The organism is Pseudomonas sp. Pseusp9, from assembly GCF_059491265.1.
Genome location: NZ_CP168500.1, coordinates 1,200,274 through 1,226,179, shown reverse-complemented (window position 1 = coordinate 1,226,179; position 25,906 = coordinate 1,200,274). Strand labels below are relative to the sequence as shown.

Annotated in this window: 23 protein-coding genes; 1 reads left to right on the top strand and 22 read right to left on the bottom strand. The window is 59.1% G+C overall.

Annotated features, from left to right (window positions below; genetic code table 11):
* Positions 1-67: 67 nt before the first annotated feature.
* The 7 genes from ACEN8E_RS05390 to ACEN8E_RS05360 form a co-directional block, all read right to left on the bottom strand.
* Positions 68-925, bottom strand: a complete 858-nt coding sequence (locus ACEN8E_RS05390; RefSeq protein ID WP_495591731.1) for a peptidoglycan DD-metalloendopeptidase family protein — start codon at positions 923-925, stop codon at positions 68-70.
* 211 nt (positions 926-1,136) lie between these two features.
* Complete coding sequence (locus ACEN8E_RS05385) at positions 1,137-1,772, bottom strand: protein-L-isoaspartate(D-aspartate) O-methyltransferase (RefSeq protein ID WP_177323574.1); 636 nt, start codon at positions 1,770-1,772, stop codon at positions 1,137-1,139.
* 41 nt (positions 1,773-1,813) lie between these two features.
* Positions 1,814-2,563, bottom strand: a complete 750-nt coding sequence (gene surE, locus ACEN8E_RS05380) for a 5'/3'-nucleotidase SurE (protein ID WP_495591730.1) — start codon at positions 2,561-2,563, stop codon at positions 1,814-1,816.
* Complete coding sequence (truD, locus tag ACEN8E_RS05375) at positions 2,551-3,609, bottom strand: tRNA pseudouridine(13) synthase TruD (protein ID WP_495591729.1); 1,059 nt, start codon at positions 3,607-3,609, stop codon at positions 2,551-2,553. Before truD ends, surE begins: the two co-directional genes overlap by 13 nt.
* On the bottom strand, positions 3,606-4,079 hold the full coding sequence (gene ispF / locus ACEN8E_RS05370; RefSeq protein WP_007970721.1) for a 2-C-methyl-D-erythritol 2,4-cyclodiphosphate synthase: 474 nt from the start codon (positions 4,077-4,079) through the stop codon (positions 3,606-3,608). The genes truD and ispF overlap by 4 nt, the downstream gene beginning before the upstream one ends.
* Positions 4,080-4,122: 43 nt before the next feature.
* On the bottom strand, positions 4,123-4,968 hold the full coding sequence (gene fghA, locus ACEN8E_RS05365; protein ID WP_495591728.1) for an S-formylglutathione hydrolase: 846 nt from the start codon (positions 4,966-4,968) through the stop codon (positions 4,123-4,125).
* Between the two features lie 8 nt (positions 4,969-4,976).
* Positions 4,977-6,089, bottom strand: coding sequence for an S-(hydroxymethyl)glutathione dehydrogenase/class III alcohol dehydrogenase (locus ACEN8E_RS05360; RefSeq protein ID WP_008019788.1), 1,113 nt, complete (start codon positions 6,087-6,089; stop codon positions 4,977-4,979).
* 106 nt (positions 6,090-6,195) lie between these two features.
* Here ACEN8E_RS05360 and ACEN8E_RS05355 point away from each other — a divergent pair, with 106 nt between their 5' ends.
* Entirely contained in the window at positions 6,196-7,092 is an 897-nt protein-coding gene (locus ACEN8E_RS05355) for a LysR family transcriptional regulator (RefSeq protein ID WP_495591727.1), read from the top strand.
* Between the two features lie 166 nt (positions 7,093-7,258).
* On the opposite strand, the gene ispD is transcribed toward ACEN8E_RS05355, so the two are convergent.
* The 15 genes from ispD to bamA all read right to left on the bottom strand — a co-directional run bounded on the left by ispD (position 7,259) and on the right by bamA (position 25,842).
* Positions 7,259-7,966, bottom strand: a complete 708-nt coding sequence (gene ispD, locus ACEN8E_RS05350; protein ID WP_495591726.1) for a 2-C-methyl-D-erythritol 4-phosphate cytidylyltransferase — start codon at positions 7,964-7,966, stop codon at positions 7,259-7,261.
* A complete protein-coding gene (ftsB, locus tag ACEN8E_RS05345; RefSeq protein ID WP_008019784.1) occupies positions 7,963-8,241 on the bottom strand; it encodes a cell division protein FtsB in 279 nt (92 codons plus the stop codon). Before ftsB ends, ispD begins: the two co-directional genes overlap by 4 nt.
* 170 nt (positions 8,242-8,411) lie before the next feature.
* Positions 8,412-9,701: a phosphopyruvate hydratase gene (gene eno, locus ACEN8E_RS05340; RefSeq protein ID WP_008019783.1), complete on the bottom strand. Its 1,290-nt coding sequence runs from the start codon at positions 9,699-9,701 to the stop codon at positions 8,412-8,414.
* A gap of 156 nt (positions 9,702-9,857) precedes the next feature.
* The gene (gene kdsA / locus ACEN8E_RS05335) at positions 9,858-10,703 is read right to left on the bottom strand and encodes a 3-deoxy-8-phosphooctulonate synthase (RefSeq protein ID WP_150718434.1); all 846 of its coding nucleotides are present in this window, start codon (positions 10,701-10,703) and stop codon (positions 9,858-9,860) included.
* 5 nt (positions 10,704-10,708) lie between these two features.
* Positions 10,709-12,340 (bottom strand): CTP synthase, encoded by a 1,632-nt coding sequence (pyrG, locus tag ACEN8E_RS05330; RefSeq protein ID WP_093214930.1) that lies wholly within the window; start codon positions 12,338-12,340, stop codon positions 10,709-10,711.
* A 274-nt stretch (positions 12,341-12,614) separates the two neighbouring features.
* Positions 12,615-13,943: a tRNA lysidine(34) synthetase TilS gene (gene tilS / locus ACEN8E_RS05325; protein WP_495591725.1), complete on the bottom strand. Its 1,329-nt coding sequence runs from the start codon at positions 13,941-13,943 to the stop codon at positions 12,615-12,617.
* Between the two features lie 136 nt (positions 13,944-14,079).
* Positions 14,080-15,027, bottom strand: coding sequence for an acetyl-CoA carboxylase carboxyltransferase subunit alpha (locus tag ACEN8E_RS05320; protein WP_007990250.1), 948 nt, complete (start codon positions 15,025-15,027; stop codon positions 14,080-14,082).
* 139 nt (positions 15,028-15,166) lie between these two features.
* A complete protein-coding gene (gene dnaE / locus ACEN8E_RS05315) occupies positions 15,167-18,688 on the bottom strand; it encodes a DNA polymerase III subunit alpha (protein WP_495591724.1) in 3,522 nt (1,173 codons plus the stop codon).
* Between the two features lie 77 nt (positions 18,689-18,765).
* Entirely contained in the window at positions 18,766-19,392 is a 627-nt protein-coding gene (gene rnhB, locus ACEN8E_RS05310) for a ribonuclease HII (RefSeq protein ID WP_495593275.1), read from the bottom strand.
* A gap of 11 nt (positions 19,393-19,403) precedes the next feature.
* Positions 19,404-20,534 carry a lipid-A-disaccharide synthase gene (gene lpxB / locus ACEN8E_RS05305; RefSeq protein WP_495591723.1) on the bottom strand — a complete coding sequence of 377 codons (1,131 nt, stop codon included), beginning with the start codon at positions 20,532-20,534 and terminating at the stop codon, positions 19,404-19,406.
* Positions 20,535-20,536: 2 nt separating this feature from the next.
* The gene (lpxA, locus tag ACEN8E_RS05300) at positions 20,537-21,313 is read right to left on the bottom strand and encodes an acyl-ACP--UDP-N-acetylglucosamine O-acyltransferase (protein ID WP_008019545.1); all 777 of its coding nucleotides are present in this window, start codon (positions 21,311-21,313) and stop codon (positions 20,537-20,539) included.
* Entirely contained in the window at positions 21,310-21,750 is a 441-nt protein-coding gene (gene fabZ, locus ACEN8E_RS05295) for a 3-hydroxyacyl-ACP dehydratase FabZ (protein WP_007978374.1), read from the bottom strand. Before fabZ ends, lpxA begins: the two co-directional genes overlap by 4 nt.
* A gap of 108 nt (positions 21,751-21,858) precedes the next feature.
* The gene (gene lpxD, locus ACEN8E_RS05290; RefSeq protein ID WP_495591722.1) at positions 21,859-22,914 is read right to left on the bottom strand and encodes a UDP-3-O-(3-hydroxymyristoyl)glucosamine N-acyltransferase; all 1,056 of its coding nucleotides are present in this window, start codon (positions 22,912-22,914) and stop codon (positions 21,859-21,861) included.
* A gap of 3 nt (positions 22,915-22,917) precedes the next feature.
* Positions 22,918-23,421: an OmpH/Skp family outer membrane protein gene (locus ACEN8E_RS05285; protein ID WP_008000031.1), complete on the bottom strand. Its 504-nt coding sequence runs from the start codon at positions 23,419-23,421 to the stop codon at positions 22,918-22,920.
* A 45-nt stretch (positions 23,422-23,466) separates the two neighbouring features.
* Complete coding sequence (gene bamA, locus ACEN8E_RS05280; RefSeq protein ID WP_495591721.1) at positions 23,467-25,842, bottom strand: outer membrane protein assembly factor BamA; 2,376 nt, start codon at positions 25,840-25,842, stop codon at positions 23,467-23,469.
* Positions 25,843-25,906: the final 64 nt, after the last annotated feature.

The window sequence follows — 25,906 nt, the reverse complement described above, 5'->3', positions numbered from 1 at the left end:
CGGCGCCTTTATCCTTGGCAACGCTGGAGCCTGTCCCCTCTACGCGACGGAACAGGCTGGTAAGCGATCAACGACGTGGCAGGAACTGCAGTGGATCTACAGGTTTACCTTGGCGGCGAATCTCAAAATGCAGTTTCACCCGGTCTGTACCCGTTGACCCCATTTCGGCAATTGTCTGCCCAACCTTGACCTGCTGCCCCTCCCGAACCAACAGCCTGCGGTTATGTCCGTAGGCACTGACGTAGGTTTCACTGTGTTTGATGATCACTAACTCGCCGTAGCCCCTTAAGCCACTCCCGGCGTAAACCACCGTCCCATCAGACGCAGCTAAAACAGGCTGTCCCAAATCTCCGGCGATATCAATTCCTTTATTCAAACTACCGTTTGAAGAGAATTTTCCAATCAGAATGCCATTAGATGGCCATCCCCAGCCGGTCGGGGCTGGTCCCGGAGGGGGCAATGGAGCAGGTGCAGGCTTGTTCGCGACGGGCGGTACAACCGTCGTTGTGCTGGCGGTCGAACCGTTTACCGGACGACGGATAACCGTGGTTTTACTCGAAGACGAAGGAGTAGAACTGGACGAACTGACCACCGCCGTCGACGTTGAATCGCTTCGACCATCAAAGCGAATCGTCTGACCCGGATGGATGGTGTAAGGCGCTGCAATGTTGTTACGTGCCGCCAGAGCCTTGTAGTCCCAGCCGTAACGGAAGGCGATGGAAAACAGGGTGTCCTTGGGCCGAACGACATATTGCCCGGTGGTCACTGCTGGACGCTGGGCCGCGGCATTGTTGCGGTCCACCACACGAACATCACTGGATTTGTTGCTGGAGCAACCGACCAGCAAGGTGCTCAAGACAAGGCCAGTCACCAGGCGCTGAAAGCTCGTTTTACTCATACGCTGCGCAATGACTGTGAGACTCACCCGCCGCTCCCTCTGTGGTGGCTGAAAATGTGAAATACCGGAGTCCGGCATGAACTGTCGCAAGTATAACGGGCCGTGCACGCTTTACCTTTAATGTGGCGAATCGCTGTCGCGCACACGTTTGCTGCCTGACGATGAATCCCGTTTAACCCAACGATGCCGCTGTAAGACAAAGCCAATCGAAGAGAATTCAGCGTGCCGAAACAAATGCTCAGGCCAGTGGCCCATTGAGCAATGGCACGAAGCGCACAGCCCCCAGAACATGCCTGGAAAAACCCTGTTCCTCGCGGATGATGAGCATCAACTGCTGGACTTCACCGGAACCGACCGGGATCACCATGCGCCCTCCCGGTGCCAACTGATCAAGCAGTGCCTGAGGCACATCGGTCGCCACTGCGGTGACGATAATCCCGTTGTATGGCGCCAGAGCCGGCCACCCCTCCCAGCCATCGCCCCAGCGGAACACCACGTTGCGCAGGTTCAGTTCGACCAGGCGTTCCTTTGCCCGATCCTGCAAAACCTTGATGCGCTCGACCGAGAACACACGCTCGACCAGTTGCGACAGTACCGCCGTCTGATAACCCGACCCGGTACCGATCTCCAGCACCTTGTCCAGAGGACCGGCTTCCAACAGCAGCTCGCTCATGCGCGCCACCATATAAGGCTGGGAGATGGTCTGGTTATTGCCAATCGGCAGCGCCGTGTCTTCATAGGCACGGTGCGCCAGCGCTTCGTCGACGAACAGGTGGCGCGGGGTCCGGCGAATGACCTCCAGCACTCTGGCGTTGGAAATGCCTTCCTCGTACAGGCGCTGGATGAGTCGCTCACGGGTACGCTGGGAAGTCATGCCGATGCCGCGACGCAGCATATCGTCTTGTTCGCGACTCATCAGCGCAGCCCCTCCAGCCAACCGTCCAGACTTGTGAAGGCATCATTGAACGTGCGATCCAGTTGCAATGGCGTGATCGAAACATACCCCTGCATCACCGCATGGAAATCGGTACCCGGGCCACCGTCTTCGGCATCACCGGCCGCCGCGATCCAGTAACCGGATTTGCCCCGCGGATCCACCACTTTCATTGGTGCCGCGGCTCGGGCGCGATGGCCCAGACGGGTCAACTGAATACCGCGGATACGGTCCAGCGGCAAATTGGGAATGTTCACGTTCAGTACCGTGCGCGCAGGCAGATCCAGGTCAGCGTGGGCTTCGACCAGTTTGCGCGCGAAATAGGCAGCTGTGGGAAGGTTATCCACCTGGCGTGAGACCAGTGAAAAGGCAAACGATGGGTGCTTCAGGAAACGCCCCTCGAGGGCCGCCGCCACCGTACCGGAATACAGGACATCGTCCCCCAGGTTTGCGCCCAGATTGATACCGGAAACCACCATGTCCGCTTCGCGCTCCAGCAGGCCGTTGAGGCCCAGGTGCACGCAGTCGGTTGGCGTGCCGTTCACGCTGATAAAGCCGTTGGCCAGGGTTTGCGGGTGCAACGGACGGTCGAGCGTCAGCGAACTGCTGGCGCCGCTCTTGTCCTGGTCCGGGGCGATAACCACGCATTCGGTGTAATCCGCCAGCGCAGCATAAAGCGCGGCGAGTCCGGGTGCGGTTACCCCATCGTCGTTAGAAATCAGAATACGCATGGGCTGTCCGTCTGCCCCACCGGCACCAGATCGACAAGCTCGCGCACCAATACGGTGGCGAAGCATCCGGCCGGCAGGACGAATTCCAGTTGCAGAATGTCAGGCTCGGGATAATGCCACGTCAACCCGCCAATGGGCAGCCGCAGGATGCGACGTTCGTGGCTCATACCGGCGTTGATCAACCAGTCACGCAAATCCGCTTCGCGTGCGGCGATGGCCTGCTCCAGTTCATGGACAACGCCCGTGGCCGGCGAGTCACCTTCGCCCCACTGCGGACCGGTCGGGTGCAGATCGAGAATCGCCAGGCGCGGGTCACTGCACTCGGCTTCGCCTGCCGGGAAAAAGCTGCGGCTGTCGGTGAACGCCAGCAGATCGCCCACCTGGGCACGCTGCCAGGTGCCATCGGCGACACGTGCGGCCAACACCTGGTTGAACAGAAAACTGCGTGCCGTGGAGAGCAGCCGCGAGCGTACGTTGCGCTGTTCCGGCAAAGCCTTGCGCGCGGCCCAGGCGCGGGCATCGACGACGTTGCCGCCGTCATGGCCAAAACGCTGGGCACCGAAATAATTGGGGATGCCTTGCTTGGCGATCAGTTGCAGGCGCTCTTCGATGGCAGCCTTGTCGCCGGCAAACTGCGTCAGGCGTAAGGTGAAACCGTTGGCCGAGTGGGCCCCGCGTTGCAGCTTGCGCTTGTGCCGGCTGGTCTTGAGGATCTTCAGTGTGTCGTTTTCTGCCGCCGACAGGTCCGGATCAGCCTTGCCCGGCAGCTGCACGCTGAACCACTGACGGGTCAGTGCCTGACGATCCTTGAGCCCGGCGTAGCTGACGGTACGCAAGGGTACACCCGCTGCCTTGGCGATCCGGCGCGCCGCTTCCTCGGTATTCAGGCCACGTTTCTCGACCCAGATCCACAGGTGTTCACCATCGCCAGTCAGGGGAATATCAAGGACTTCGTCGACCTGGAAATCTTCCGCGATCGCTTTCAGTACCGCCGTGCCGAGGGCCTCACCGTAAGCCCGCGGGCCGAGCAATTGCAGTTCGTTCATGCGCGCAGCAACAAGGCAACGGAGTGCACGGCAATACCTTCTTCGCGACCGACGAAGCCGAGCTTTTCGGTGGTGGTAGCTTTTACGTTCACTTGATCCAACTCTACTTGAAGATCCGCGGCAATCAGCGCGCGCATCGATTCGATATGCGGGGCCATTTTCGGCGCCTGGGCGACAATGGTGTTATCGACGTTGCCGACTTTCCAGCCTTTGGCATGGACCAGTGCGACGACATGACGCAACAGCGCACGGCTGTCGGCGCCCTTGAACTGCGGGTCGGTATCAGGGAAATGCTTGCCGATGTCTCCCAGCGCCGCGGCGCCGAGCAAGGCATCGCTCAAGGCGTGCAAGAGGACGTCACCGTCAGAGTGAGCGAGCAACCCAAAACTGTGTGCAATGCGCACACCGCCCAGAGTGATGAAATCGCCTTCAGCGAAACGGTGCACATCATAGCCGTGGCCAATACGCATAAAAAAACGCCCCGATTTTTGTCAGGGCGTGATTCTACCTGCATTAAAGGCCTAGGGCGCGTCCGTGATGCTGCAAGTGGTCGTCGATGAAACTGGCAATGAAGAAATAGCTGTGGTCGTAGCCCGGTTGCAGGCGCAACGTCAGCGGATGATCGGCCAATTTTGCCGCCTGTTGCAGCGCTTCAGGCTTGAGCTGGGCGGCCAGAAAATCATCACGATCCCCCTGATCGACCAACAGCGGCAGCTTCTCATCGGCCTCGGCGATCAAAGCACAGGCATCCCACTCGCGCCACTTCGAACGGTCCTCTCCCAGGTAGCGGGAAAAGGCCTTTTGCCCCCATGGACAATCCACGGGATTGTTGATCGGCGAGAACGCCGACACCGACAGATAACGCCCCGGATTGCGCAATGCGCAAACCAGCGCACCATGACCACCCATGGAGTGGCCGCTGATGCCGCGCTTGTCCGACGCCGGGAAATGGGCTTCAACCAATGTCGGCAATTCCTGCACGACATAGTCATGCATCCGATAGTGGCGCGACCACGGTTCCTGGGTGGCATTCAGATAAAACCCGGCGCCGAGGCCGAAGTCCCAGGCACCATCCGGATCGCCCGGCACATCAGGACCGCGAGGGCTGGTATCCGGTGCAACGATGATCAGCCCCAACTCGGCGGCCATGCGCATGGCGCCAGCCTTTTGCATGAAGTTCTCGTCGGTGCAGGTCAGGCCGGACAACCAGTACAGCACCGGCAGCTTGCCGCCCTGCTCCGCTTGCGGCGGCAGGTACACGGCAAACACCATGTCGCAGCCGAGCACGTCGGAGCGGTGCCGGTAGCGCTTGTGCCAGCCGCCGAAGCTTTTCTGACAGGAGATATTTTCCAGGCTCATGACCGACCTCAGAAATGGATGACGCTACGGATGCTTTTGCCTTCATGCATCAGGTCAAACGCCTTGTTGATATCTTCCAGGCCCATGGTGTGGGTGATGAAGGTATCCAGCGGGATTTCACCGGTCTCGGCCATTTCCACATAGCTCGGCAACTCGGTACGGCCGCGCACGCCGCCGAACGCCGAACCACGCCAGACGCGGCCGGTGACCAACTGGAACGGACGGGTTGAAATTTCCTGTCCGGCACCGGCCACACCAATGATCACCGACTCGCCCCAACCCTTGTGGCAGCACTCAAGCGCCGCACGCATCAACTGCACGTTGCCGATGCACTCGAAGGAGAAGTCGACGCCGCCATCGGTCATGTCGACGATGACTTCCTGGATCGGACGATCGAAGTCTTTCGGGTTCACGCAATCGGTTGCACCCAGCTGTTTGGCAATTTCGAATTTGGCTGGATTGATGTCGATGGCAATGATACGGGCAGCCTTGGCTTTGACCGCGCCGATGACCGCCGACAGACCGATGCCACCGAGGCCGAAAATGGCCACGGTATCACCCGGTTTCACTTTGGCGGTGTTGAGCACTGCACCGATACCGGTAGTGACACCGCAACCCAGCAGGCAGACTTTTTCCAGTGGCGCTTCCTTGGCAATTTTCGCTACGGAGATTTCCGGCAGGACGGTGTACTCGGAGAACGTGGAAGTACCCATGTAGTGGAAAATCGTTTCGCCCTTGTAGGAAAAGCGCGAAGTGCCGTCCGGCATCAGGCCTTTGCCTTGAGTTGCGCGAATTGCCTGGCACAGGTTGGTTTTACCCGACAGGCAGAATTTGCACTTTCGGCATTCCGGGGTGTACAGCGGGATCACATGGTCGCCGACTGCAACGGACGTCACGCCCTCGCCGATGGCTTCCACGATTGCCCCGCCTTCATGACCAAGGATCGACGGGAAGATGCCTTCCGGGTCGGCGCCGGACAAGGTGTAGGCATCGGTATGGCAGACACCGGAGGCCACCACGCGCAGCAATACTTCGCCAGCCTTGGGCATGGCGACATCGACTTCAACGATTTCGAGGGGCTTCTTGGCCTCGAAGGCAACGGCGGCGCGCGACTTGATCATGGTGACTCTCCAGTGAAGAAAACGAGACAGGGAGTGTAATACAGCGCCTTACAGTGAATAATCCGGACAAAAGCAAAACATTATTGCTGCACAGGGATAATCATCCATGTCCGAAAACCGCTGGGAAGGAATCGACGAATTTGTCGCTGTGGCCGAATGCAGCCAGTTCACCGCTGCCGCGGAACGCCTCGGGGTTTCCTCCTCTCACATCAGTCGACAAATTGTACGCCTCGAAGAACGCCTGCAAACCCGTTTGCTCTACCGCAGCACCCGCCGGGTCACGCTGACCGAGGCAGGGCAAACCTTCCTTCAACACTGCCAGCGCTTGCAGGATGGACGTGAAGAGGCGTTGCGCGCGGTCGGCGACTTGACCAGCGAACCCAAAGGCATGCTGCGCATGACGTGCGCCGTGGCTTACGGTGAGCGCTTCATCGTGCCGCTGGTGACCCGTTTCATGGGGCTGTATCCGCAACTGCGGATTGATATCGAACTGACCAACCGGCAACTCGACCTGGTACATGAAGGCCTCGATCTGGCGATCCGCCTGGGGCGTTTGCAGGATTCACGACTGGTCGCCACCCGCCTCGCGCCACGGCGCATGTTTCTCTGTGCATCGCCGTCCTACCTTGAACGCTACGGTCGCCCGCACAGCCTTTCGGAACTGAGCCGCCACAACTGCCTCATCGGCAGCTCGGACCTCTGGCAACTGGAACAGAACGGGCGGGAATTTTCGCAAAGGGTGCAAGGAAACTGGCGCTGCAACAGTGGGCAAGCAGTACTGGATGCCGCGCTACAGGGCGTAGGACTGTGTCAGTTGCCGGACTATTACGTGCTGGAGCACTTGAAGAGCGGCGCGTTGATTTCGTTGCTGGAAGCGCACCAACCGCCGAATACAGCCGTTTGGGCGTTGTATCCGCAGCAACGGCATTTGTCGCCAAAGGTGCGCAAGCTGGTTGATTATTTGAAGGAAGGGTTGGCCGAACGGCCGGAGTATCAGAGTTAGATTGGCCAGGGCAATTCAGCTACAAAATGATTGACTGAACTGCCGTCTTCGCGAGCAGGCTCGCTCCCACAGTGGTCTGGGGAGCGACCACAAAATGTCCTGAACTCCATTGAACCCTGTGGGAGCGAGCCTGCTCGCGATGGCGGTAGAAAGGTAAACAAGGAACTCAGCGACGATTGGCCCAGCGTTGGCGCAACCATTCCAGATCCTCCGGCCGAGTGACCTTGAGGTTGTCAGCTCGCCCTTCAATCAAGCGTGGCGCCAGCCCCGCCCACTCCATCGCCGACGCTTCATCGGTGATCACCGCATCAGCCACCAGACTGTCCGCCAATGCCCGATGCAACGCCCCAAGGCGGAACATCTGCGGTGTGTAGGCCTGCCAGATCACGCTGCGATCCACGGTTTCGGCCACACGACCGTGCTTGTCGACGCGCTTAAGCGTATCCCGCGCCGGGACCGCCAGCAGTCCGCCGACAGGATCGTCAGCCAGTTCAGCCAGCAGCTTGTCCAGGTCGTCACGACCGAGGTTCGGCCGTGCGGCATCGTGAACCAGAACCCAATCCTCATCATCAGCACCCAGTGCGTGCAAATGCAGCAACGCATTGAGCACCGACCCTGAACGTTCGGAACCGCCCTCGACCCGGGCAATCCGCGGATCACTGGCACACGCCAGGTTCGGCCAATAAGGATCGTCAACAGCAAGACTGACCACCAAGCCTTTCAGGCCTGGATGACCAAGGAAACAGCCGAGGCTGTGTTCGAGAATAGTGCGCCCGCCCAGTTGCAAGTATTGCTTGGGACGGTCCGCGGCCATACGGGCACCGACGCCCGCGGCAGGAATCACGGCCCAGAAGGCCGGTAACGACTTGATCATTGGGCCAGCTGGTAAAGGGTTTCACCGTCCTTGACCATGCCCAACTCATGGCGAGCCCGTTCTTCAACGGTCTCCATGCCCTTTTTCAGCTCGCTGACTTCAGCGTCCATCACCCGGTTGCGCTCCAGCAATGTCTGGTTCTCGGCCTGCTGATCCGCGATCTGCTGAGTCAGGTCGGCCACTTGCGCCAGGCTGCCATTTCCCACCCACAGGCGGTATTGCAGGCCAGCCAGCAGCAGGAGCAAGACGAGAAACAACCAATTGGGACTGCGCATCGAATATCAGGTATCCAGTGAAAAAAGACAGCCATACCAAACTTGAAACTGCTGATAGCACGAAGCCTGGAAGAACCAGGCTTGTGCTTACAAGACATCAGATTAGTGGCAAAAACGTCGTTGTAGCGATTTTTCCGACACAATCCGCTGCCTTTTTTTTCAGCTAACGATTAACCGCGGAATTCACCACGGCCGTTGTACTTGGCTTTGCCGTTCAACTGCTCTTCGATACGCAGCAGTTGGTTGTACTTGGAAACGCGGTCGGAACGGCACAGGGAGCCGGTCTTGATCTGGCCAGCCGAAGTGCCCACGGCCAGGTCGGCAATGGTCGAATCTTCGGTTTCGCCGGAGCGGTGCGAGATCACGGCAGTGTAACCGGCAGCCTTGGCCATCTGGATGGCTTCCAGGGTTTCGGTCAGGGTGCCGATCTGGTTGAACTTGATCAGGATCGAGTTGGCGATCTTTTTGTCGATGCCTTCTTTCAGGATCTTGGTGTTGGTGACGAACAGGTCGTCGCCTACCAGTTGGGTCTTCTCGCCGATCTTGTCGGTAAGGATTTTCCAGCCAGCCCAGTCGGACTCGTCCAGGCCATCTTCGATGGAGATGATCGGGTAACGCTCGGTCAGGCCTTTGAGGTAGTCAGCGAAACCTTCGGCGGTGAACACCTGACCTTCGCCGGACAGGTTGTACTTGCCATCTTCGTAGAATTCGCTGGCCGCGCAGTCCAGGGCCAGGGTCACGTCGGTGCCCAGCTTGTAACCGGCGTTGGCCACGGCTTCGGAGATCACTTTCAAAGCGTCTTCGTTGGAAGCCAGGTTCGGTGCGAAGCCACCTTCGTCACCGACGGCAGTGCTCAGGCCACGGGCCTTCAGCACGGCTTTGAGGTGATGGAAAATCTCGGTGCCCATGCGCAGACCTTCCGAGAAGGACTTGGCGCCAACCGGCTGAACCATGAACTCCTGGATGTCGACGTTGTTGTCGGCGTGCTCGCCGCCGTTGATGATGTTCATCATCGGAACCGGCATCGAGTAGACACCCGGGGTGCCGTTCAGGTTGGCGATGTGAGCGTACAGCGGCAGGTCCTGGTCCTGCGCTGCTGCCTTGGCCGCGGCCAGGGAAACGGCGAGGATCGCGTTGGCGCCCAGGGAACCTTTGTTTTCAGTACCGTCGAGCTTGATCATTGCCAGATCGAGCGCTTTCTGGTCGCTTGGGTCCATGCCCTTCAACAGGTCGCGGATCGGACCGTTGATGTTGGCCACGGCCTTCAGAACGCCCTTGCCCAGGTAACGGCTCTTGTCGCCATCACGCAGCTCGAGCGCTTCACGCGAGCCAGTGGAAGCACCGGACGGCGCGCAGGCACTGCCGATGATGCCGTTGTCGAGAAGCACGTCCGCTTCCACGGTGGGATTGCCACGGGAGTCGAGAACTTCACGACCTTTGATGTCGACGATTTTAGCCATTGTTGTAAACACTCCAAAGTTGACGAAAACGACGCAGCTGTAGGAAATCTTGAGTCGTCGGCAAGCGAGGTGCAGCAGGCAGTCTTGCAGACGACAAGGCTCAGGCCCGAGGGCCTGGGCGTTAAATCGTGCGGTACTTTACCGGAGAATTGAGGATTACGCGGTTTCTACCGTCGGAAAACTCTTCACCAGCTCGTCCAGAGCTTTGAGCTGGGCCAGGAATGGCTCCAGTTTGTCCAGACGCAAGGCGCAAGGACCATCGCATTTGGCGTTGTCCGGATCCGGGTGGGCTTCCAGGAAAAGGCCGGCCAGGGACTGGCTCATACCGGCTTTCGCCAGATCGAGGACCTGAGCGCGACGACCACCGGCGGAATCAGCGCGACCGCCCGGCATTTGCAGGGCATGGGTCACGTCGAAGAACACCGGGTATTCGAACTGCTTCATGATGCCGAAGCCGAGCATATCGACGACCAGGTTGTTGTAGCCGAAGCTCGAACCACGCTCGCAGAGGATCAACTGATCGTTACCGGCTTCCACGCACTTGTTCAGGATGTGTTTCATTTCCTGGGGGGCGAGGAACTGGGCTTTCTTGATGTTGATCACCGCACCTGTCTTGGCCATCGCAACCACGAGGTCGGTCTGGCGCGACAGGAAGGCCGGCAACTGGATGATGTCGCAGACTTCAGCGACGACCGCGGCCTGGTCAGGCTCGTGGACGTCGGTGATGATCGGCACGCCAAAGGCTTGCTTGATGTCCTGGAAGATGCGCATGCCTTCTTCCAGGCCAGGACCACGATAGGAGGTCACAGAAGACCGGTTGGCCTTGTCGAAACTGGCCTTGAACACGTAAGGGATGCCGAGCTTCTCGGTGACCTTCACATATTCTTCGCAAACCTGCATGGCCATGTCACGGCTTTCCAGCACGTTCATGCCGCCGAACAGCACCATGGGTTTGTCGTTGGCAATCTCGATGTCGCCGACGCGGATGATCTTCTGTGCCATCGGGGTTACGCCTTCTTCTGGTGTTGAGCCAACGCTGCCTTGACGAAACCGCTGAACAGCGGGTGACCGTCGCGTGGCGTCGAGGTGAACTCAGGGTGGAACTGGCAAGCGACGAACCATGGATGATCCGGTGCTTCAACCACTTCGACCAGTGCGCCATCACCGGAACGACCGGAGATTTTCAAACCGGCTTCCATGATTTGCGGCAGCAGGTTGTTGTTCACTTCGTAGCGATGACGATGACGCTCGACAATTACGTCCTTGCCGTAGCAACCGTGAACCAGCGAGCCCGGCTCCAGCAGGCAATCCTGCGCGCCAAGGCGCATGGTGCCGCCCAGATCGGAGGCTTCGGTACGGGTTTCGACAGCGCCGGTGGCATCTTCCCACTCGGTGATCAGACCCACGACCGGGTGACCGCTTGCACGATCGAACTCGGTGGAGTTGGCGTCTTTCCAGCCCATCACGTTACGGGCGAACTCGATAACGGCCACTTGCATGCCCAGGCAGATACCCAGGTACGGAACCTTGTTTTCGCGAGCGTATTGAACGGCGGTGATCTTGCCTTCAACGCCACGCAGACCGAAGCCGCCCGGTACCAGGATGGCGTCGACGCCTTCGAGCAGCGCGGTGCCCTGGTTCTCGATGTCTTCGGAATCGATGTAGCGCAGGTTGACCTTGGTACGGTTGCTGATGCCGGCATGACTCATCGCTTCGATCAGCGACTTGTAGGCGTCCAGCAGCTCCATGTACTTGCCGACCATGGCGATGGTGACTTCGTGCTCAGGATTGAGCTTGGCGTCGACCACGGCTTCCCACTCGGACAGATCGGCACCGCCGCATTGCAGGCCGAAACGCTCGACAACGAAATCGTCCAGGCCCTGGGAGTGCAGGATGCCCGGGATCTTGTAGATGGTGTCAGCGTCTTCCAGGCCGATCACCGCACGCTCTTCAACGTTGGTGAACTGCGCGATCTTGCGGCGCGACGAGATGTCGATCGGGTGATCCGAGCGGCAGACCAGCACGTCCGGCTGCAGGCCGATGGAACGCAGTTCCTTCACCGAGTGCTGGGTTGGCTTGGTTTTGGTTTCGCCGGCAGTGGCGATGTACGGCACCAGAGTCAGGTGCATCAGCATCGCGCGCTTGGCGCCGACTTCGAAACGCAGTTGGCGGATCGCCTCGAGGAACGGTTGCGACTCGATGTCACCCACGGTGCCACCGATCTCGACCATTGCCACGTCGGCATCGCCAGCACCCTTGATGATGCGGCGCTTGATTTCGTCGGTGATGTGCGGGATCACCTGGATGGTTGCACCCAGGTAGTCACCACGGCGCTCTTTGCGCAGGACGTGTTCGTAGACACGGCCGGTGGTGAAGTTGTTGTTCTGGGTCATGGTCGTGCGGATGAACCGCTCGTAGTGGCCCAGGTCCAGGTCGGTCTCGGCACCGTCGTGAGTGACGAACACTTCACCGTGCTGGAACGGGCTCATGGTGCCCGGGTCGACGTTGATGTACGGGTCCAACTTCAGCATGGTGACCTTAAGTCCCCGCGCCTCCAGGATGGCCGCCAATGATGCCGATGCAATGCCTTTCCCCAATGAAGAAACAACACCGCCCGTGACGAATATGTAGCGCGTCATGAAAAACCCTAGAAGTCTGCGTTAAAGCGGTCCGAGCCGCCGGGGAAAGCGAAGGAAGGCCGAAGCCCCCGATCACCTGCATTAATCACAGTGCACCTTTCAAAAAAACCGCCGCGTTGGGACAGACCGGAAAATGAAACACCGGTTCGTTGCTCGCTACACATTTTTTGGAATCGCCCAGCAAAGACTGCTCGGTAATCGGCAACTCCTGCAATTCAGGCGAATCCACAGAAGTTGTATCAAGAAGGGAGCGTAGTCTACCGGAAAGCCCCTTTCAGCTCAAACCTTGATCTTCGTTCAGTGGTTGCCAATGCAAATGCCAGTCGCCGGTCACACCACCATCGAGCCCCTTGAGGTTCGCTACCGCGAGCAATTGCCCCTCTTTGTAGAGCAGCGGCAATCTGCCGCGCACGAAGGACGGTACACCGCTTTCATTGAGCAAACGTTTCAGGTCCCGATGACCACGACCCGGCAAAGCCATGACCTCTCCCCCTTCACGATAGCGGATCTGCAACGGACCATCGGGGATTTGCCCAGTGAGCGAAAGCACGCCGTTGCCCGGAATTGCCAGCGGTGACGCCGGCTCCAGCCACGCGCCGGCGACGGGCAAAGGGCGCAACCAGCGGCCGGACAGCCACCAGATTCGCCCGCCCGACCGATGCAGTTCGCCATCGGCCAGCCGCCACACCGGGCAGGCATCGCCGGTGGCGTCGCGTAAATCCTCCCAACCCGACCAATGGTCGGTGTCCGGCAGGCGGGTCAGCGGTTCGAACCAGTGGCTGAGCGCATTGCGTTGACGCGCGGCGGAGAGTTTCTCCAGTGAAGCCAGTTCCAGCGACGGCAGCCCCAGCCAATCGAATTCACTGGCGGTGCGCGCCTGGTTCAAGTCAATCTGTGCCAGCTCCTCAAGCAGCCCTTGGGCTTCGCTCAAATGCGCAGCGCTGCGAGCCATGGTCGCCATCGCCTGTGGCCAGCGCGAGGTCAACACCGGGAACACCTGATGCCGCAGGAAGTTGCGCGAGAATTGTCGGTCCTGATTGGATGGGTCTTCAATCCAGTGCAGTTGATGCTGCGTCGCATAGGCTTCCAGTTCGGCGCGGGTCGCATCGAGCAAAGGCCGCAGCAGATGCCCTTTACCCAGTGGACGCTGCCGTGGCATGCCCGACAGACCTCTCACTCCTGCTCCACGTAGCAGCCGGAACAGCAAGGTTTCCGCCTGATCGTCACGGTGCTGGGCTGTCAGCAGCACTTCACCCGGCCGAATCGATTCGCTGAACGCGTGATAACGCGCATCCCGGGCCGCCCGCTCCAGACTGGCGCCGGGATGCACCTGCACATGAACAATCTGCAACGGGACGCCCAGCGCAGCGCATACCGAACGACAATGCTCCGGCCATGCATCGGCCACAGCCTGAAGGCCGTGATGAACATGGATGGCGCTCAGCACCGGCAGGGATTGGGTTTTTGCGAGGTGTGCAAGGAGGTGCAGCAGGACGGTGGAGTCCAGGCCGCCGGAGAGGGCGATGTGCCAGGTTGCAGCATTGCGCCACGGTCCAAGATTCAGCAAAAGCCTGGAAGGCAAATCAATCACGGGCCGATCCATATCTTTCCCTTTGCACAAATCAAATGTGGGAGCGAGCCTGCTCGCGAAGACGGTTCAACATTCAACACATTCGTTGGCTGTTATACCGCTTTCGCGAGCAGGCTCGCTCCCACATGGGTACAGCGTCTTGGTCAGATCAGAGACCGTAGCTCATCAGACGCTCGTAGCGACGGGCCAGCAGCGCGTCGTTGTCGAACTTCTTCAGCATCGCCAGTTGCGAGCTCAGTTCCGCGCGGATCGATGCGGCTGCAGCGGCCGGGTCACGGTGCGCGCCACCCAATGGCTCGCCAATCACCTTGTCGACAATACCCAGGCCTTTGAGGCGCTCGGCGGTGATGCCCATCGCTTCTGCGGCATCCGGTGCTTTCTCGGCGGTTTTCCACAGGATCGAAGCACAACCTTCCGGCGAGATCACCGCGTAGGTCGAGTATTGCAGCATGTTCAACTGGTCGCAGACACCGATCGCCAGTGCACCACCGGAACCACCTTCACCGATCACGGTGGCGATGATTGGGGTTTTCAGGCGCGCCATCACCCGCAGGTTCCAGGCAATCGCTTCGCTCTGGTTGCGCTCTTCAGCGTCAATGCCTGGGTAAGCACCCGGGGTATCGATGAAGGTCAGGATCGGCATTTTGAAACGTTCGGCCATTTCCATCAGGCGGCAAGCCTTGCGGTAGCCTTCCGGACGCGGCATGCCGAAGTTGCGGCGTACTTTCTCGCGCACTTCACGGCCTTTCTGGTGACCGATGATCATCACCGGCTGGTCATCCAGGCGGGCAATACCGCCAACGATCGCAGCGTCGTCGGAGAAGTGACGGTCGCCGTGCAGTTCGTCGAATTCGGTGAAGATATGTTCGATGTAGTCCAGGGTATACGGACGTTTCGGGTGACGCGCCAGACGTGCGATCTGCCAGCTGGTCAGCTTGCCGAAGATGTCTTCGGTCAGCGTTTTGCTCTTGTCCTGCAGGCGGGAGATCTCATCGCCGATATTCAGCGAATTGTCATTACCGACCAAGCGCAACTCTTCGATCTTGGCTTGCAGGTCGGCGATCGGCTGTTCGAAATCTAGAAAATTCGGGTTCATAGGCGTCCGTCTTGGGTCGAGTCCCAAGTGATCTTGGGCCGGCCGGTAGTCTGTTCGCGCCCTACCTTAAGGGACAGGCGCGCTGAGGTCGAGATTAAAAATTCAGGTCAAGGTCAGAGCATTCTGCCAGCACTGACCGTCAACGGTATTGGAGGAAGACGTTGTCTCGCCCGAACTGGTCACGCAGGGCTTGAATCAACGCATCCGCCGGATCGATCCGCCAGCCTTCGCCGAACTGCAGCAGGGCCTTCGCATCAGGGCTGGTGTAGTCCATGGTGATCGGGCAAGCACCGCGGTGACGCTTCAACAGATCGCCCAACCAACGTAGCTGATCGCCCTTCAGATCCTTGGCATGCAGCTTCAGGCGCAGGCTTTCGGCCAGATTGGTGCGCGCATCTTCCATGCTCATCACGCGTTTGACCCGCAACTTCAGGCCACCGGAGAAGTCGTCGTTGCTGACCTCACCTTCGACCACCACCATCGCGTCGGTCTGCAACAGTGATTGCGCAGAATGGAACGCTTCGGAAAACAGCGAGGCTTCGATCCGCCCGGAGCGGTCGTCGAGGGTGATGAAGCCCATCTTGTCGCCCTTTTTGTTCTTCATCACCCGCAAGGCAATGATCATCCCGGCGACCGTCTGGGTATCGCGCGCCGGTTTCAGGTCGATGATGCGCTGACGGGCGAAGCGGCGGATTTCACCTTCGTATTCGTCGATCGGGTGACCGGTCAGGTACAGGCCGAGGGTATCTTTCTCCCCTTTCAGGCGCTCCTTGAGGGTCAGCTCCTTGGCCTTGCGGTGATTGGCATAGACGTCGGCGTCTTCTTCGACAAACAGACCGCCAAACAGGTCGGAGTGACCGCTGTCCTGGGTGCGTGCGGTCTGTTCGGCCGCCTTGATCGCTTCTTCCATGGCCGTCAGCAGCACCGCGCGATTGCGGTCGATGTTGGCCTGGTAGGCTTTCTGCTCATCGTGGAAATACGGCCCGAGGCGATCCAGGGCACCGCTGCGGATCAAACCGTCGAGGGTGCGCTTGTTGATGCGCTTGAGGTCGACCCGCGCGCAGAAATCGAACAGATCCTTGAACGGACCGGCCTGGCGCGCTTCGGTAATCGCCTCGACCGGGCCCTCGCCCACGCCCTTGATTGCACCCAGGCCGTAGATGATCCGGCCTTCGTCGTTCACCGTGAACTTGAATTCGGAAGTGTTCACGTCCGGCGCGTCGAGACGCAGCTTCATGGTCCGCACTTCTTCGATCAAGGTCACGACCTTGTCGGTGTTGTGCATATCCGCCGACAGTACCGCGGCCATGAATGGCGCCGGGTAGTGCGCCTTCAGCCACGCGGTCTGGTACGACACCAGGCCATAGGCGGCTGAGTGGGACTTGTTGAAGCCGTAACCGGCGAATTTTTCCACCAGGTCGAAAATGTTACCGGCAAGGTCCGCGTCGATATTGTTGGTAGCGCAACCTTCAATGAAGCCGCCGCGCTGCTTGGCCATTTCCTCGGGCTTTTTCTTACCCATGGCTCGACGCAGCATATCCGCACCACCGAGGGTGTAGCCGGCCATGACTTGTGCAATCTGCATCACCTGTTCCTGATACAGGATGATGCCGTAAGTCGGTGCCAGTACTGGCTTGAGGCCTTCGTACTGGTAGTCCGAGTGCGGGTACGCCAGTTCGGCGCGCCCGTGCTTGCGGTTGATGAAGTCGTCCACCATGCCCGATTGCAGCGGGCCCGGACGGAACAGCGCCACCAGTGCGATCAAGTCTTCCAGGCAGTCGGGCTTGAGCTTTTTGATCAGCTCTTTCATGCCCCGGGATTCAAGCTGGAACACGGCCGTGGTTTCGGCTTTTTGCAGCAAGGTGTAGGTCGGCTTGTCGTCCAGCGGGATGAACGCGATATCCAGCGGCGGCTCGTTGACCTTGGCACGGTCGCGGTTGATGGTTTTCAGCGCCCAGTCGATGATCGTCAAGGTCCGCAGGCCGAGGAAGTCGAACTTCACCAGGCCAGCCGCCTCGACGTCGTCCTTGTCGAACTGGGTTACCAGACCGTCACCGGCCTCGTCGCAATAAATCGGCGAGAAGTCGGTCAGTTTGGTTGGCGCGATAACCACACCACCGGCGTGCTTGCCGACGTTACGTACAACGCCTTCGAGCTTGCGCGCCATTTCCCAGATTTCCGCGGCTTCTTCATCGACTTTGATGAAGTCGCGCAGAATCTCTTCCTGCTCGTAGGCCTTTTCCAGGGTCATGCCGACTTCGAACGGAATCATCTTCGACAGACGGTCCGCCAGGCCATAGGACTTGCCCTGCACCCGCGCCACGTCTCGGACCACAGCCTTGGCGGCCATGGAACCGAAGGTGATGATCTGGCTTACCGCGTTGCGGCCGTACTTCTCGGCCACGTAGTCGATCACCCGGTCACGACCGTCCATGCAGAAGTCGACGTCGAAGTCGGGCATCGATACCCGTTCCGGGTTGAGGAAACGTTCGAACAGCAGGTCGTATTCCAGCGGGTCGAGGTCGGTGATCTTCTGCACATAGGCCACTAGCGATCCGGCACCCGATCCACGACCAGGACCCACCGGCACGCCGTTGTTCTTGGCCCACTGGATAAAGTCCATCACGATCAGGAAGTAACCGGGGAAGCCCATCTGGATGATGATATCCAGCTCGAAATTCAGCCGGTCGACATAGACCTGACGCTTGGCCTCGTAGTCTTCAGTGGTGTCTTTGGGCAGCAGTACCGCCAGCCGCTCCTCCAGTCCATCGAACGAGACCTTGCGGAAGTATTCGTCGATGGTCATGCCATCGGGGATCGGGAAGTTGGGCAGGAAGTGCGTACCCAGCTTCACTTCGATGTTGCAGCGCTTGGCGATCTCGACGGTGTTTTCCAGCGCCTCGGGAATGTCGCTGAACAGCTCGGCCATTTCCTCGGCGCTTTTGAGGTACTGCTGATCGCTGTAATTCTTCGAACGCCGCGGATCGTCGAGGGCACGACCCTCACCGATGCAAACGCGGGTTTCGTGGGCGGCGAAGTCTTCCTGCTTGATGAAGCGCACGTCATTGGTCGCCACCAGCGGCGCGCCGAGCTTCTCGGCCAGGGCCACGGCACCGTGCAGTTGTTCTTCATCGTTGGGACGGTTGGTGCGCTGGATTTCCAGGTAAAAACGGTCCGGAAACACTGCCATCCATTCGCGGGCCAGGGTTTCGGCCTCGGCGGGGTTGCCACTGAGCATGGCCTGGCCGATCTCGCCTTCTTTGGCTGCCGACAGCATGATCAGGCCTGCGCTGGCTTCAGCGACCCATTCGCGCTCGATGATGATCGCGCCATTGCGCTGACCATCGATAAAGCCGCGGGAAATCAGTTCGGTGAGGTTGCGATAGCCTTCGGCGTTCATCACCAGCAGGCTGATCCGGCTCAGCGGGTTGTCCGGATCCTTGTTCGACAGCCACAGGTCGGCGCCGCAGATCGGCTTGATCCCGGCACCCATGGCATTTTTATAGAATTTGACCAGGGAACACATGTTGTTCTGGTCGGTGACCGCTACGGCAGGCATGTTCATGCCGACCAGGGTCTTGACCAGCGGCTTGATCCGCACCAGACCGTCGACCAGGGAGTATTCAGTGTGCAGGCGTAGGTGAACGAATGAAGCCGGCATAGTGATCCTGTCTGTGAACTTGAAAACAACAAGGCCCGGATTGTACCGGGCCGTGCTAAAAAAAATCAGCCTCGCGACTAACTCTCGATCAAACCTTCCCGCGCCTCATACGCCAGCCGCACCGGGGCGAACGAGCGTCGGTGTATCGGCGTCGGACCAAGACGGCCGAGCGCTTCCAGATGAACGGGTGTCGGGTAGCCTTTATGCCCGCCGATGCCGTAACCCGGGTAGATCAATTCGAATGCGGCCATCTCACGATCACGGCTGACTTTGGCCAGAATCGATGCGGCAGCGATGGCTGGAACCTTGCTATCACCTTTAACCACCGCCTCGGAACGCATTGGCAGCTTGGGGCAACGGTTGCCGTCGATCATCGCCAGCTTCGGTTGAATGTGCAGCCCCGCCACTGCACGCTGCATGGCCAGCATGGTGGCGTGCAGGATATTCAGTTCGTCGATTTCTTCGACTTCGGCACGAGCGATGCACCAGCTCAAGGCCTTTTCGCAAATTTCGTCGTAGAGCTTTTCGCGGCGGGCCTCGGTGAGCTTCTTCGAGTCGTTCAGGCCGAGGATCGGGCGATTCGGATCAAGAATCACCGCCGCCGTCACTACCGCACCACAGAGCGGGCCACGACCGACTTCGTCGACGCCGGCAACCAACTCTTCGACTTCCGCCACCAGGGTAAAATCCAGCCCCATCTGCATGTTCGCTTTACTCATTTCACTTGGCCGATCAGGTTCAGCACTGCATCCGCAGCCTGGTTGGAGGCATCCAGACGCAGGGTCCGGTGAATCTCGTCAAAACCGCGGGTCTGCTCTTCTCCACCCTCGATCAATGGTGACAACGTCTGGGCCAGCGCTTCGACCGTGGCATCGTCCTGCAACAACTCGGGCACCAGCAGACGCTGGGCCAACAAGTTCGGCAACGAAATGTAGGGGCTTTTCACCATGCGCTTGAGAATCCAGAACGTCAGCGGCGCCAGGCGATAGGCGACCACCATCGGCCGCTTGTACAGCAACGCTTCAAGCGTTGCTGTACCGGAGGCAATCAACACCGCATCGCACGCTGCCAGGGCCAGATGAGACTGTCCATCGAGCAGGGTCAGCGGCAGATCACGACCGGCCAACAGCTCTTCGAGTTGTGCGCGACGCTGTGGACTGGCGCATGGCATGACAAACCGCACACCGGGGCGCAACGCCCGCAGGCGCTGCGCGGTATCGAGAAACAACGCACCGAGCCGGCCAACTTCACCGCCCCGGCTGCCGGGCATCAACGCCACCAGCGGCCCGTCGGGCAAACCGAGCTCTGCCCGTGCAGCAGCGCGATCGGCTTCGAGTGGAATGGCATCGGCCAGGGTATGCCCGACGAACCGCACCGGCACACCTTTCTCTTCGTAGAATCTGGCTTCGAACGGGAACAGCGTGAGCATCAGGTCGCAGCCTTGGCGAATCTTCAGCACGCGCTTCTGCCGCCAGGCCCAGACCGACGGACTGACGTAATGCACGGTCTTGATCCCGGCCTGACGCAGTTTGAGTTCGATATTGAGGTTGAAGTCGGGTGCATCGATACCGATGAACACGTCCGGCTTCGCGGCGATGAGGTCGGCGACCAGTTTTTTGCGCCGCGCCAGCAACTCGCGCAGGCGGCCCAGGACTTCCACCAGCCCCATCACCGACAGACGCTCCATCGGAAAGTACGGGGTCAGGCCCTCGGCCTGCATCAGCGGACCGCCAACACCAATGAATTCGACGGCCGGGTGACGAGCTTTGAGCGCGCGCATGAGCCCCGCACCCAGAATGTCACCGGAAGCCTCACCCGCTACCAGCGCAATACGCAGATTGGCCATGATCAGCGGGTGATGCCACGAGTCGAAGACTGGATGGAGTCACGGAACACCGCCACTTCCGGATACTGGGCCGAAGGCTCGGCCAGTTCGGCGAGCGCCTGCTCCACGGTCAGGCCCTGGCGGTACACGACCTTGTAGGCACGACGCAGTGCGTGGATTGCATCTTCGCTGAAGCCCCGACGGCGCATGCCCTCGAAGTTCATGCTGCGGGCTTCGGCCGGGTTGCCGAACACCGTGACATACGCAGGAACATCCTTGCCGATCGCCGTACCCATGCCTGAGAAGCTGTGGGCGCCAATGTGGCAATACTGATGAACCAGGGTGAAGCCGGAGAGGATCGCCCAGTCTTCCACGTGCACATGGCCCGCCAGTGCGGTGTTGTTCACCAGGATGCAGTGGTTGCCGATGACGCTGTCGTGGCCGATGTGGGCATACGCCATGATCAGGTTGTGATCGCCCAGGGTCGTTTCCGAACGGTCCTGGATGGTGCCACGGTGAATCGTCACGCCTTCACGGATGACGTTGTGATCACCAATCACCAGGCGGGTTTCCTCGCCCTTGTACTTCAGGTCAGGGGTGTCTTCACCCACCGAGGAAAACTGGTAGATGCGATTATGCTTACCGATTCGGGTCGGGCCCTTGAGGATCACGTGCGGCCCGATGACTGTCCCCTCGCCTATTTCCACACCTGCGCCGACGATCGACCACGGGCCGACCTCGACACCCTCAGCCAGAACGGCTGTCGGATCGATGATTGCACGAGGGTCAATCAAACTCATAGTTTGCGTTCCGCACAGATGATTTCAGCGGAGCAGACAGGCTTGCCATCGACCGAAGCCTGGCATTCGAACTTCCAGATCTGACGCTTGCAACTGATGAACTTGGCTTCAAGGATCAGCTGATCGCCTGGCAGAACCGGCTGGCGGAAGCGCAACTTGTCGGAGCCGACGAAGTAATAAAGCGTGCCGTCGGCCGGTTTCACGTCGAGCATTTTGAAACCAAGGATCCCGGCAGCCTGAGCCATAGCCTCGATGATCAATACGCCCGGCATGATTGGATGCGCAGGGAAGTGACCATTGAAGAACGGTTCGTTGATGCTGACATTCTTGTAGGCACGAATGCGCTTGCCTTCAACATCCAGCTCCACTACCCGGTCCACCAGCAGGAACGGGTAACGGTGAGGCAGGTATTCGCGAATCTCGTTGATGTCCATCATTTCGGGGGGAAGCCTATGTAAAGATTGGGAGCGCGCGACTGACGCACGCTCCACTAGCAAATCAAGGAGGCAGTCTAGCGGCTGTGCACACTTGATATGGAAATGGTATCAGCCATCTGATGAAGCATTACCGTCAGGGGTCACTTCCCCTGCTTGCTTTTCCAGCTGGCGCAGACGTCGCGCGATGTCATCGAGTTGACGAATGCGTGCCGCGCTTTTGCGCCACTCGGCTGCCGGCTGCATGGCCGTACCGGAAGAATAGGCGCCTGGCTCGGTAATCGAGTGGGTCACCATGGTCATCCCGGTGATGAATACGTTATCGCAAATATCGATATGCCCCACCAGGCCTACACCACCGGCGAGCATGCAATGCTTGCCGATTTTGGTGCTGCCGGAGATCCCGACACACGCCGCCATGGCGGTGTGATCACCGACCTGAACGTTGTGGGCAATCTGAATCTGGTTATCGAGTTTCACGCCATTGCCGATGATGGTATCGGCCAAGGCACCGCGATCAATAGCGGTGTTCACACCGATTTCCACATCATCGCCGATCAACACGCCACCGATCTGCGCGATTTTCTGCCAGATGCCTTTTTCATTGGCAAAGCCGAAGCCTTCGCCGCCGAGCACCGCACCGGACTGAATGACGACGCGCTTGCCGACGCGAACGTCGTGATACAAGGTCACACGCGGCGCGAGCCAGCCACCCTCACCCACCACGCTGCGAGCGCCGATGAAGCAATGTGCGCCGACAGTCGTACCGGCTGCAACCTGTGCACCGCTTTCGATCACCACAAAAGCACCGATACTCGCCGCGGGATCGACCACCGCATCCGCGGCGATCACCGCCGTTGGATGTATGCCGGCGATGGCCTTGGGCTTTGGATCGAACAGGTGGGAAACACGTGCGTAGGCCGCGTAAGGATCCGGCACCACCAGTACATCCCCGCAATGACCTTCGGCGTCAGCGGCTTTGAGCAACAGGGCTGCTGCCTGGCTGCCTGCCAGGTACTTACGGTATTGGGGGTTTGCAAGAAAACTCAACTGCGCGGGGCCAGCCTCCTGCAAGGTGGCTAGCCCGGTAATTGCTTTCTCGGGGTCGCCACGTAGCGTGGCGCCGAGGAACTCGGCCAGCTGGCCGAGCTTAATGGTCACGGTCATGGATTACTTCAGCTGATTCATGCGCTCGATAACCTGGCGAGTGATGTCGTACTGAGGCTTGACATCAATCACTGCGCCACGCTCGAAGACCAGGTCATAAGCACCTTTCTTGATGACTTCCTCCACAGCGCTGTCCAGTTTCGGCTTGAGCTGTTTCAGCATTTCACGGTCGGCAACGGCTTTGGCTTCGTTCAGCTCCTTGGACTGGAACTGGAAGTCACGGGCCTTTTGCTTGAATTCCAGCTCCAGACGCTCACGCTCGCCCTGCTGCATTTTGTCGCCACCCGCCATCAGGCGGTCCTGAATGCCCTTGGCGCTGCTTTCCAGCGTCTTGAGCTTGGTCAGCTGAGGACCGAACTTCTTCTCGGCATCCACGGCGTACTTCTTGGCCGCGTCAGACTCCAGCAGAGCCATCTGATAATTCAGAACGGCAATTTTCATGTCGGCAAATGCCGGACCAGCGACCAAGACGCTGGCCAGGAGAACCAATTGAGTCAACTTACGCACGATGCACTCCTACAAAATTCATTGTCGTTATCTTGGGTCAGACGCTTAGAACGTCTGGCCGAGGGAAAATTGGAACACTTGAGTTTCAGCGTTATCCGGTTTCTTGACCGGCATGGCCAACGCGAAACTCAGAGGACCCAGTGCGGTGACCCAGGTCACACCCACACCGACAGAACTGGCCATGTTGCTCAAACTGATGTCGTTGCACTTGGTGTTGGACTTCGTGCCATCCGCGTTTGTGGAATCCGAGCACGATGAATCGAATACGTTACCCACATCCCAGAATACGGAGGTACGCAGGGAGCGTTGATCCTTGATGAACGGCAGAGGGAACAGAACTTCCGCCCCCCCCTGAATCAGGACGTTACCGCCGAACGGCAGCGGATCCTGATCCGGGTCGAACGCTGTACCAGGGTTCTTGCCGGTACTTGGCGTACTACGAGGCCCCAAGGTGCTGTCTTTGAAGCCACGAACCGAGTTGAAACCACCAGCATAGTAGTTTTCATAGAAAGGCAAACCGTCGGTCGACCCGTAACCATCGCCATAACCCAACTCGGTGTGCAGGCGCATGGTGTAGTTCTCGGACAATGGCTGGAACAGCTGGCCACGGTAGTCGAGCTTGAAGAACGACAGGTCGCTGCCAGGAATCGTGGATTCCAGCACCAGGCTCTGGGAATGGCCACGGGTCGCGAGCACGCCCTTGTTCAGGGTGGACTCGGACCAACCGGCCGAAGCCTTGAAGTTCAGGTACTGATCACCTTCCCTGTTAACGAAGTCGAAAATCTCGTCAACGGTGAATTGACCGGTCTTGATCTTGTCCTGCTGCGCATTCAGGCCGAAGGTCAGACGCGAAGTCTCGCTGATCGGGTAGCCGACGCTCACGCCAGCACCCATGCTGTCCACGGCGTAGCTCGCTACATCGACGTCGAGGTCGTTGTAGTCGGTGGTGCGGTAGAACGCGTTGTAACCCAGGCTCACGCCATCGGCGGTCCAGTAGGGGTCGACGAAACCGAAGTTGTAACGCGTCTGGTATTGGCTTTTGGTCAAGCCGATGCTGACCTTGTTACCGGTACCCAGGAAGTTGTTCTGGGTGATCGAACCACCGAGGATCAGGCCGGCGCTCTGGGCGAAACCGACGCTGGCGGTGATCGAGCCGGAAGCCTGCTCTTCAACGCTGTAGTTGACATCGACCTGGTCATCGACACCCGGCACGGCCGGTGTCTCGACGTTGACTTCCTTGAAGAAGCCCAGACGTTCCAGACGGGTCTTGGATTGGTCGATCAGGTAAGTCGAAGCCCAGCCACCTTCCATCTGACGCATTTCACGACGCAGCACTTCGTCTTCGGACTTGGTGTTGCCACGGAAGTTGATGCGGTTCACGTAAGCACGCTTGCCCGGATCGACTGCGAACAGGATGTCTACGGTGTGATCTTCATCGTGCGGTTGAGGCACGCCGTTGACGTTGGCGAAGGTATAACCTTCGTTACCCAGACGACGGGTGATCAGCTCGGAGGTAGTGGTCATCAGCTTGCGCGAGAACACCTGGCCTTTTTGCACCAGCAGCAGGGACTTGACCTGGTCTTCAGGGACTTTCAGGTCGCCGCTGAGCTTGACGTCACGAACGGTGTATTTCTCGCCTTCGTTGACGTTAACTGTGATGTAGACGTGTTTCTTGTCCGGTGTAATGGATACCTGGGTCGAAGCGATATCCATGTTGATATAGCCACGGTCCAGGTAGTAGGAACGCAGGCGCTCCAGGTCACCGGAGAGTTTTTCACGGGCATACTTGTCGTCGTTCTTGAAGAACGACAACCAGTTGGTGGTCTTGAGTTCGAACAGGTCGATCAGGTCTTCATCAGGGAAAACCGTGTTGCCCACCACGTTGATGTGCTGGATGGCTGCAACGGTACCTTCGTTGATATTGACCTTCAGGCCAACGCGGTTACGCGGCTGCGGCACCACTTCGGTATCGACGGTGGCCGAGTAGCGACCCTGGGCGACATACTGGCGCTGCAGTTCGTTACGTACACCTTCAAGGGTGGCACGCTGGAAGATCTCGCCTTCGGCCAGACCGGATTGCTTGAGGCCTTTCATCAGGTCTTCGGTAGAGATCGCCTTGTTGCCTTCGATCTCGATACTGGCGACAGACGGACGCTCGACTACAGTGATGACCAGGACGTTGCCATCGCGGCCCAGCTGGATATCTTGAAAGAAACCGGTTTTGAACAACGCACGAGTGGATTCCACCAGGCGTCGATCATCCGCCTGTTCACCGACGTTCAACGGCAAAGCACCAAAGACGCTACCCGCGGAGACCCGCTGGAGGCCATTGACGCGAATATCAGAGATAGTGAAGGACTCGGCGTGAACTTCGGCGATCATCAATACGGTGAGAACCGCAGTTAGCAGCAGACGTTTCATGAAGTCCTTTCTTATTCCAACTGGCAATAAACAAACTGCCGCAAAATGCGGCAGATTCGCAATT

Excerpts from the sequence above, each read along its gene's own strand:
- lpxA (WP_008019545.1), bottom strand. The coding sequence starts at position 21,313 with ATGAGTTTGATTGACCCTCGTGCAATCATCGATCCGACAGCCGTTCTG.
- ACEN8E_RS05385 (WP_177323574.1), bottom strand. The coding sequence starts at position 1,772 with ATGACTTCCCAGCGTACCCGTGAGCGACTCATCCAGCGCCTGTACGAG.
- fghA (WP_495591728.1), bottom strand. The coding sequence starts at position 4,968 with ATGAGCCTGGAAAATATCTCCTGTCAGAAAAGCTTCGGCGGCTGGCAC.
- truD (WP_495591729.1), bottom strand. The coding sequence starts at position 3,609 with ATGAACGAACTGCAATTGCTCGGCCCGCGGGCTTACGGTGAGGCCCTC.
- ftsB (WP_008019784.1), bottom strand. The coding sequence starts at position 8,241 with ATGCGCAGTCCCAATTGGTTGTTTCTCGTCTTGCTCCTGCTGCTGGCT.
- ACEN8E_RS05355 (WP_495591727.1), top strand. The coding sequence starts at position 6,196 with ATGTCCGAAAACCGCTGGGAAGGAATCGACGAATTTGTCGCTGTGGCC.
- ispF (WP_007970721.1), bottom strand. The coding sequence starts at position 4,079 with ATGCGTATTGGCCACGGCTATGATGTGCACCGTTTCGCTGAAGGCGAT.
- lpxD (WP_495591722.1), bottom strand. The coding sequence starts at position 22,914 with ATGACCGTGACCATTAAGCTCGGCCAGCTGGCCGAGTTCCTCGGCGCC.
- dnaE (WP_495591724.1), bottom strand. The coding sequence starts at position 18,688 with ATGCCGGCTTCATTCGTTCACCTACGCCTGCACACTGAATACTCCCTG.
- eno (WP_008019783.1), bottom strand. The coding sequence starts at position 9,701 with ATGGCTAAAATCGTCGACATCAAAGGTCGTGAAGTTCTCGACTCCCGT.
- bamA (WP_495591721.1), bottom strand. The coding sequence starts at position 25,842 with ATGAAACGTCTGCTGCTAACTGCGGTTCTCACCGTATTGATGATCGCC.
- fabZ (WP_007978374.1), bottom strand. The coding sequence starts at position 21,750 with ATGATGGACATCAACGAGATTCGCGAATACCTGCCTCACCGTTACCCG.
- kdsA (WP_150718434.1), bottom strand. The coding sequence starts at position 10,703 with ATGGCACAGAAGATCATCCGCGTCGGCGACATCGAGATTGCCAACGAC.
- surE (WP_495591730.1), bottom strand. The coding sequence starts at position 2,563 with ATGCGTATTCTGATTTCTAACGACGATGGGGTAACCGCACCCGGACTC.
- ACEN8E_RS05360 (WP_008019788.1), bottom strand. The coding sequence starts at position 6,089 with ATGATCAAGTCGCGCGCCGCCGTTGCCTTCGAGGCCAAGAAGCCCCTC.
- pyrG (WP_093214930.1), bottom strand. The coding sequence starts at position 12,340 with ATGACGCGCTACATATTCGTCACGGGCGGTGTTGTTTCTTCATTGGGG.
- rnhB (WP_495593275.1), bottom strand. The coding sequence starts at position 19,392 with ATGCAGATGGGGCTGGATTTTACCCTGGTGGCGGAAGTCGAAGAGTTG.
- ACEN8E_RS05320 (WP_007990250.1), bottom strand. The coding sequence starts at position 15,027 with ATGAACCCGAATTTTCTAGATTTCGAACAGCCGATCGCCGACCTGCAA.
- tilS (WP_495591725.1), bottom strand. The coding sequence starts at position 13,943 with ATGGATCGGCCCGTGATTGATTTGCCTTCCAGGCTTTTGCTGAATCTT.
- lpxB (WP_495591723.1), bottom strand. The coding sequence starts at position 20,534 with ATGGCCAATCTGCGTATTGCGCTGGTAGCGGGTGAGGCTTCCGGTGAC.
- ispD (WP_495591726.1), bottom strand. The coding sequence starts at position 7,966 with ATGATCAAGTCGTTACCGGCCTTCTGGGCCGTGATTCCTGCCGCGGGC.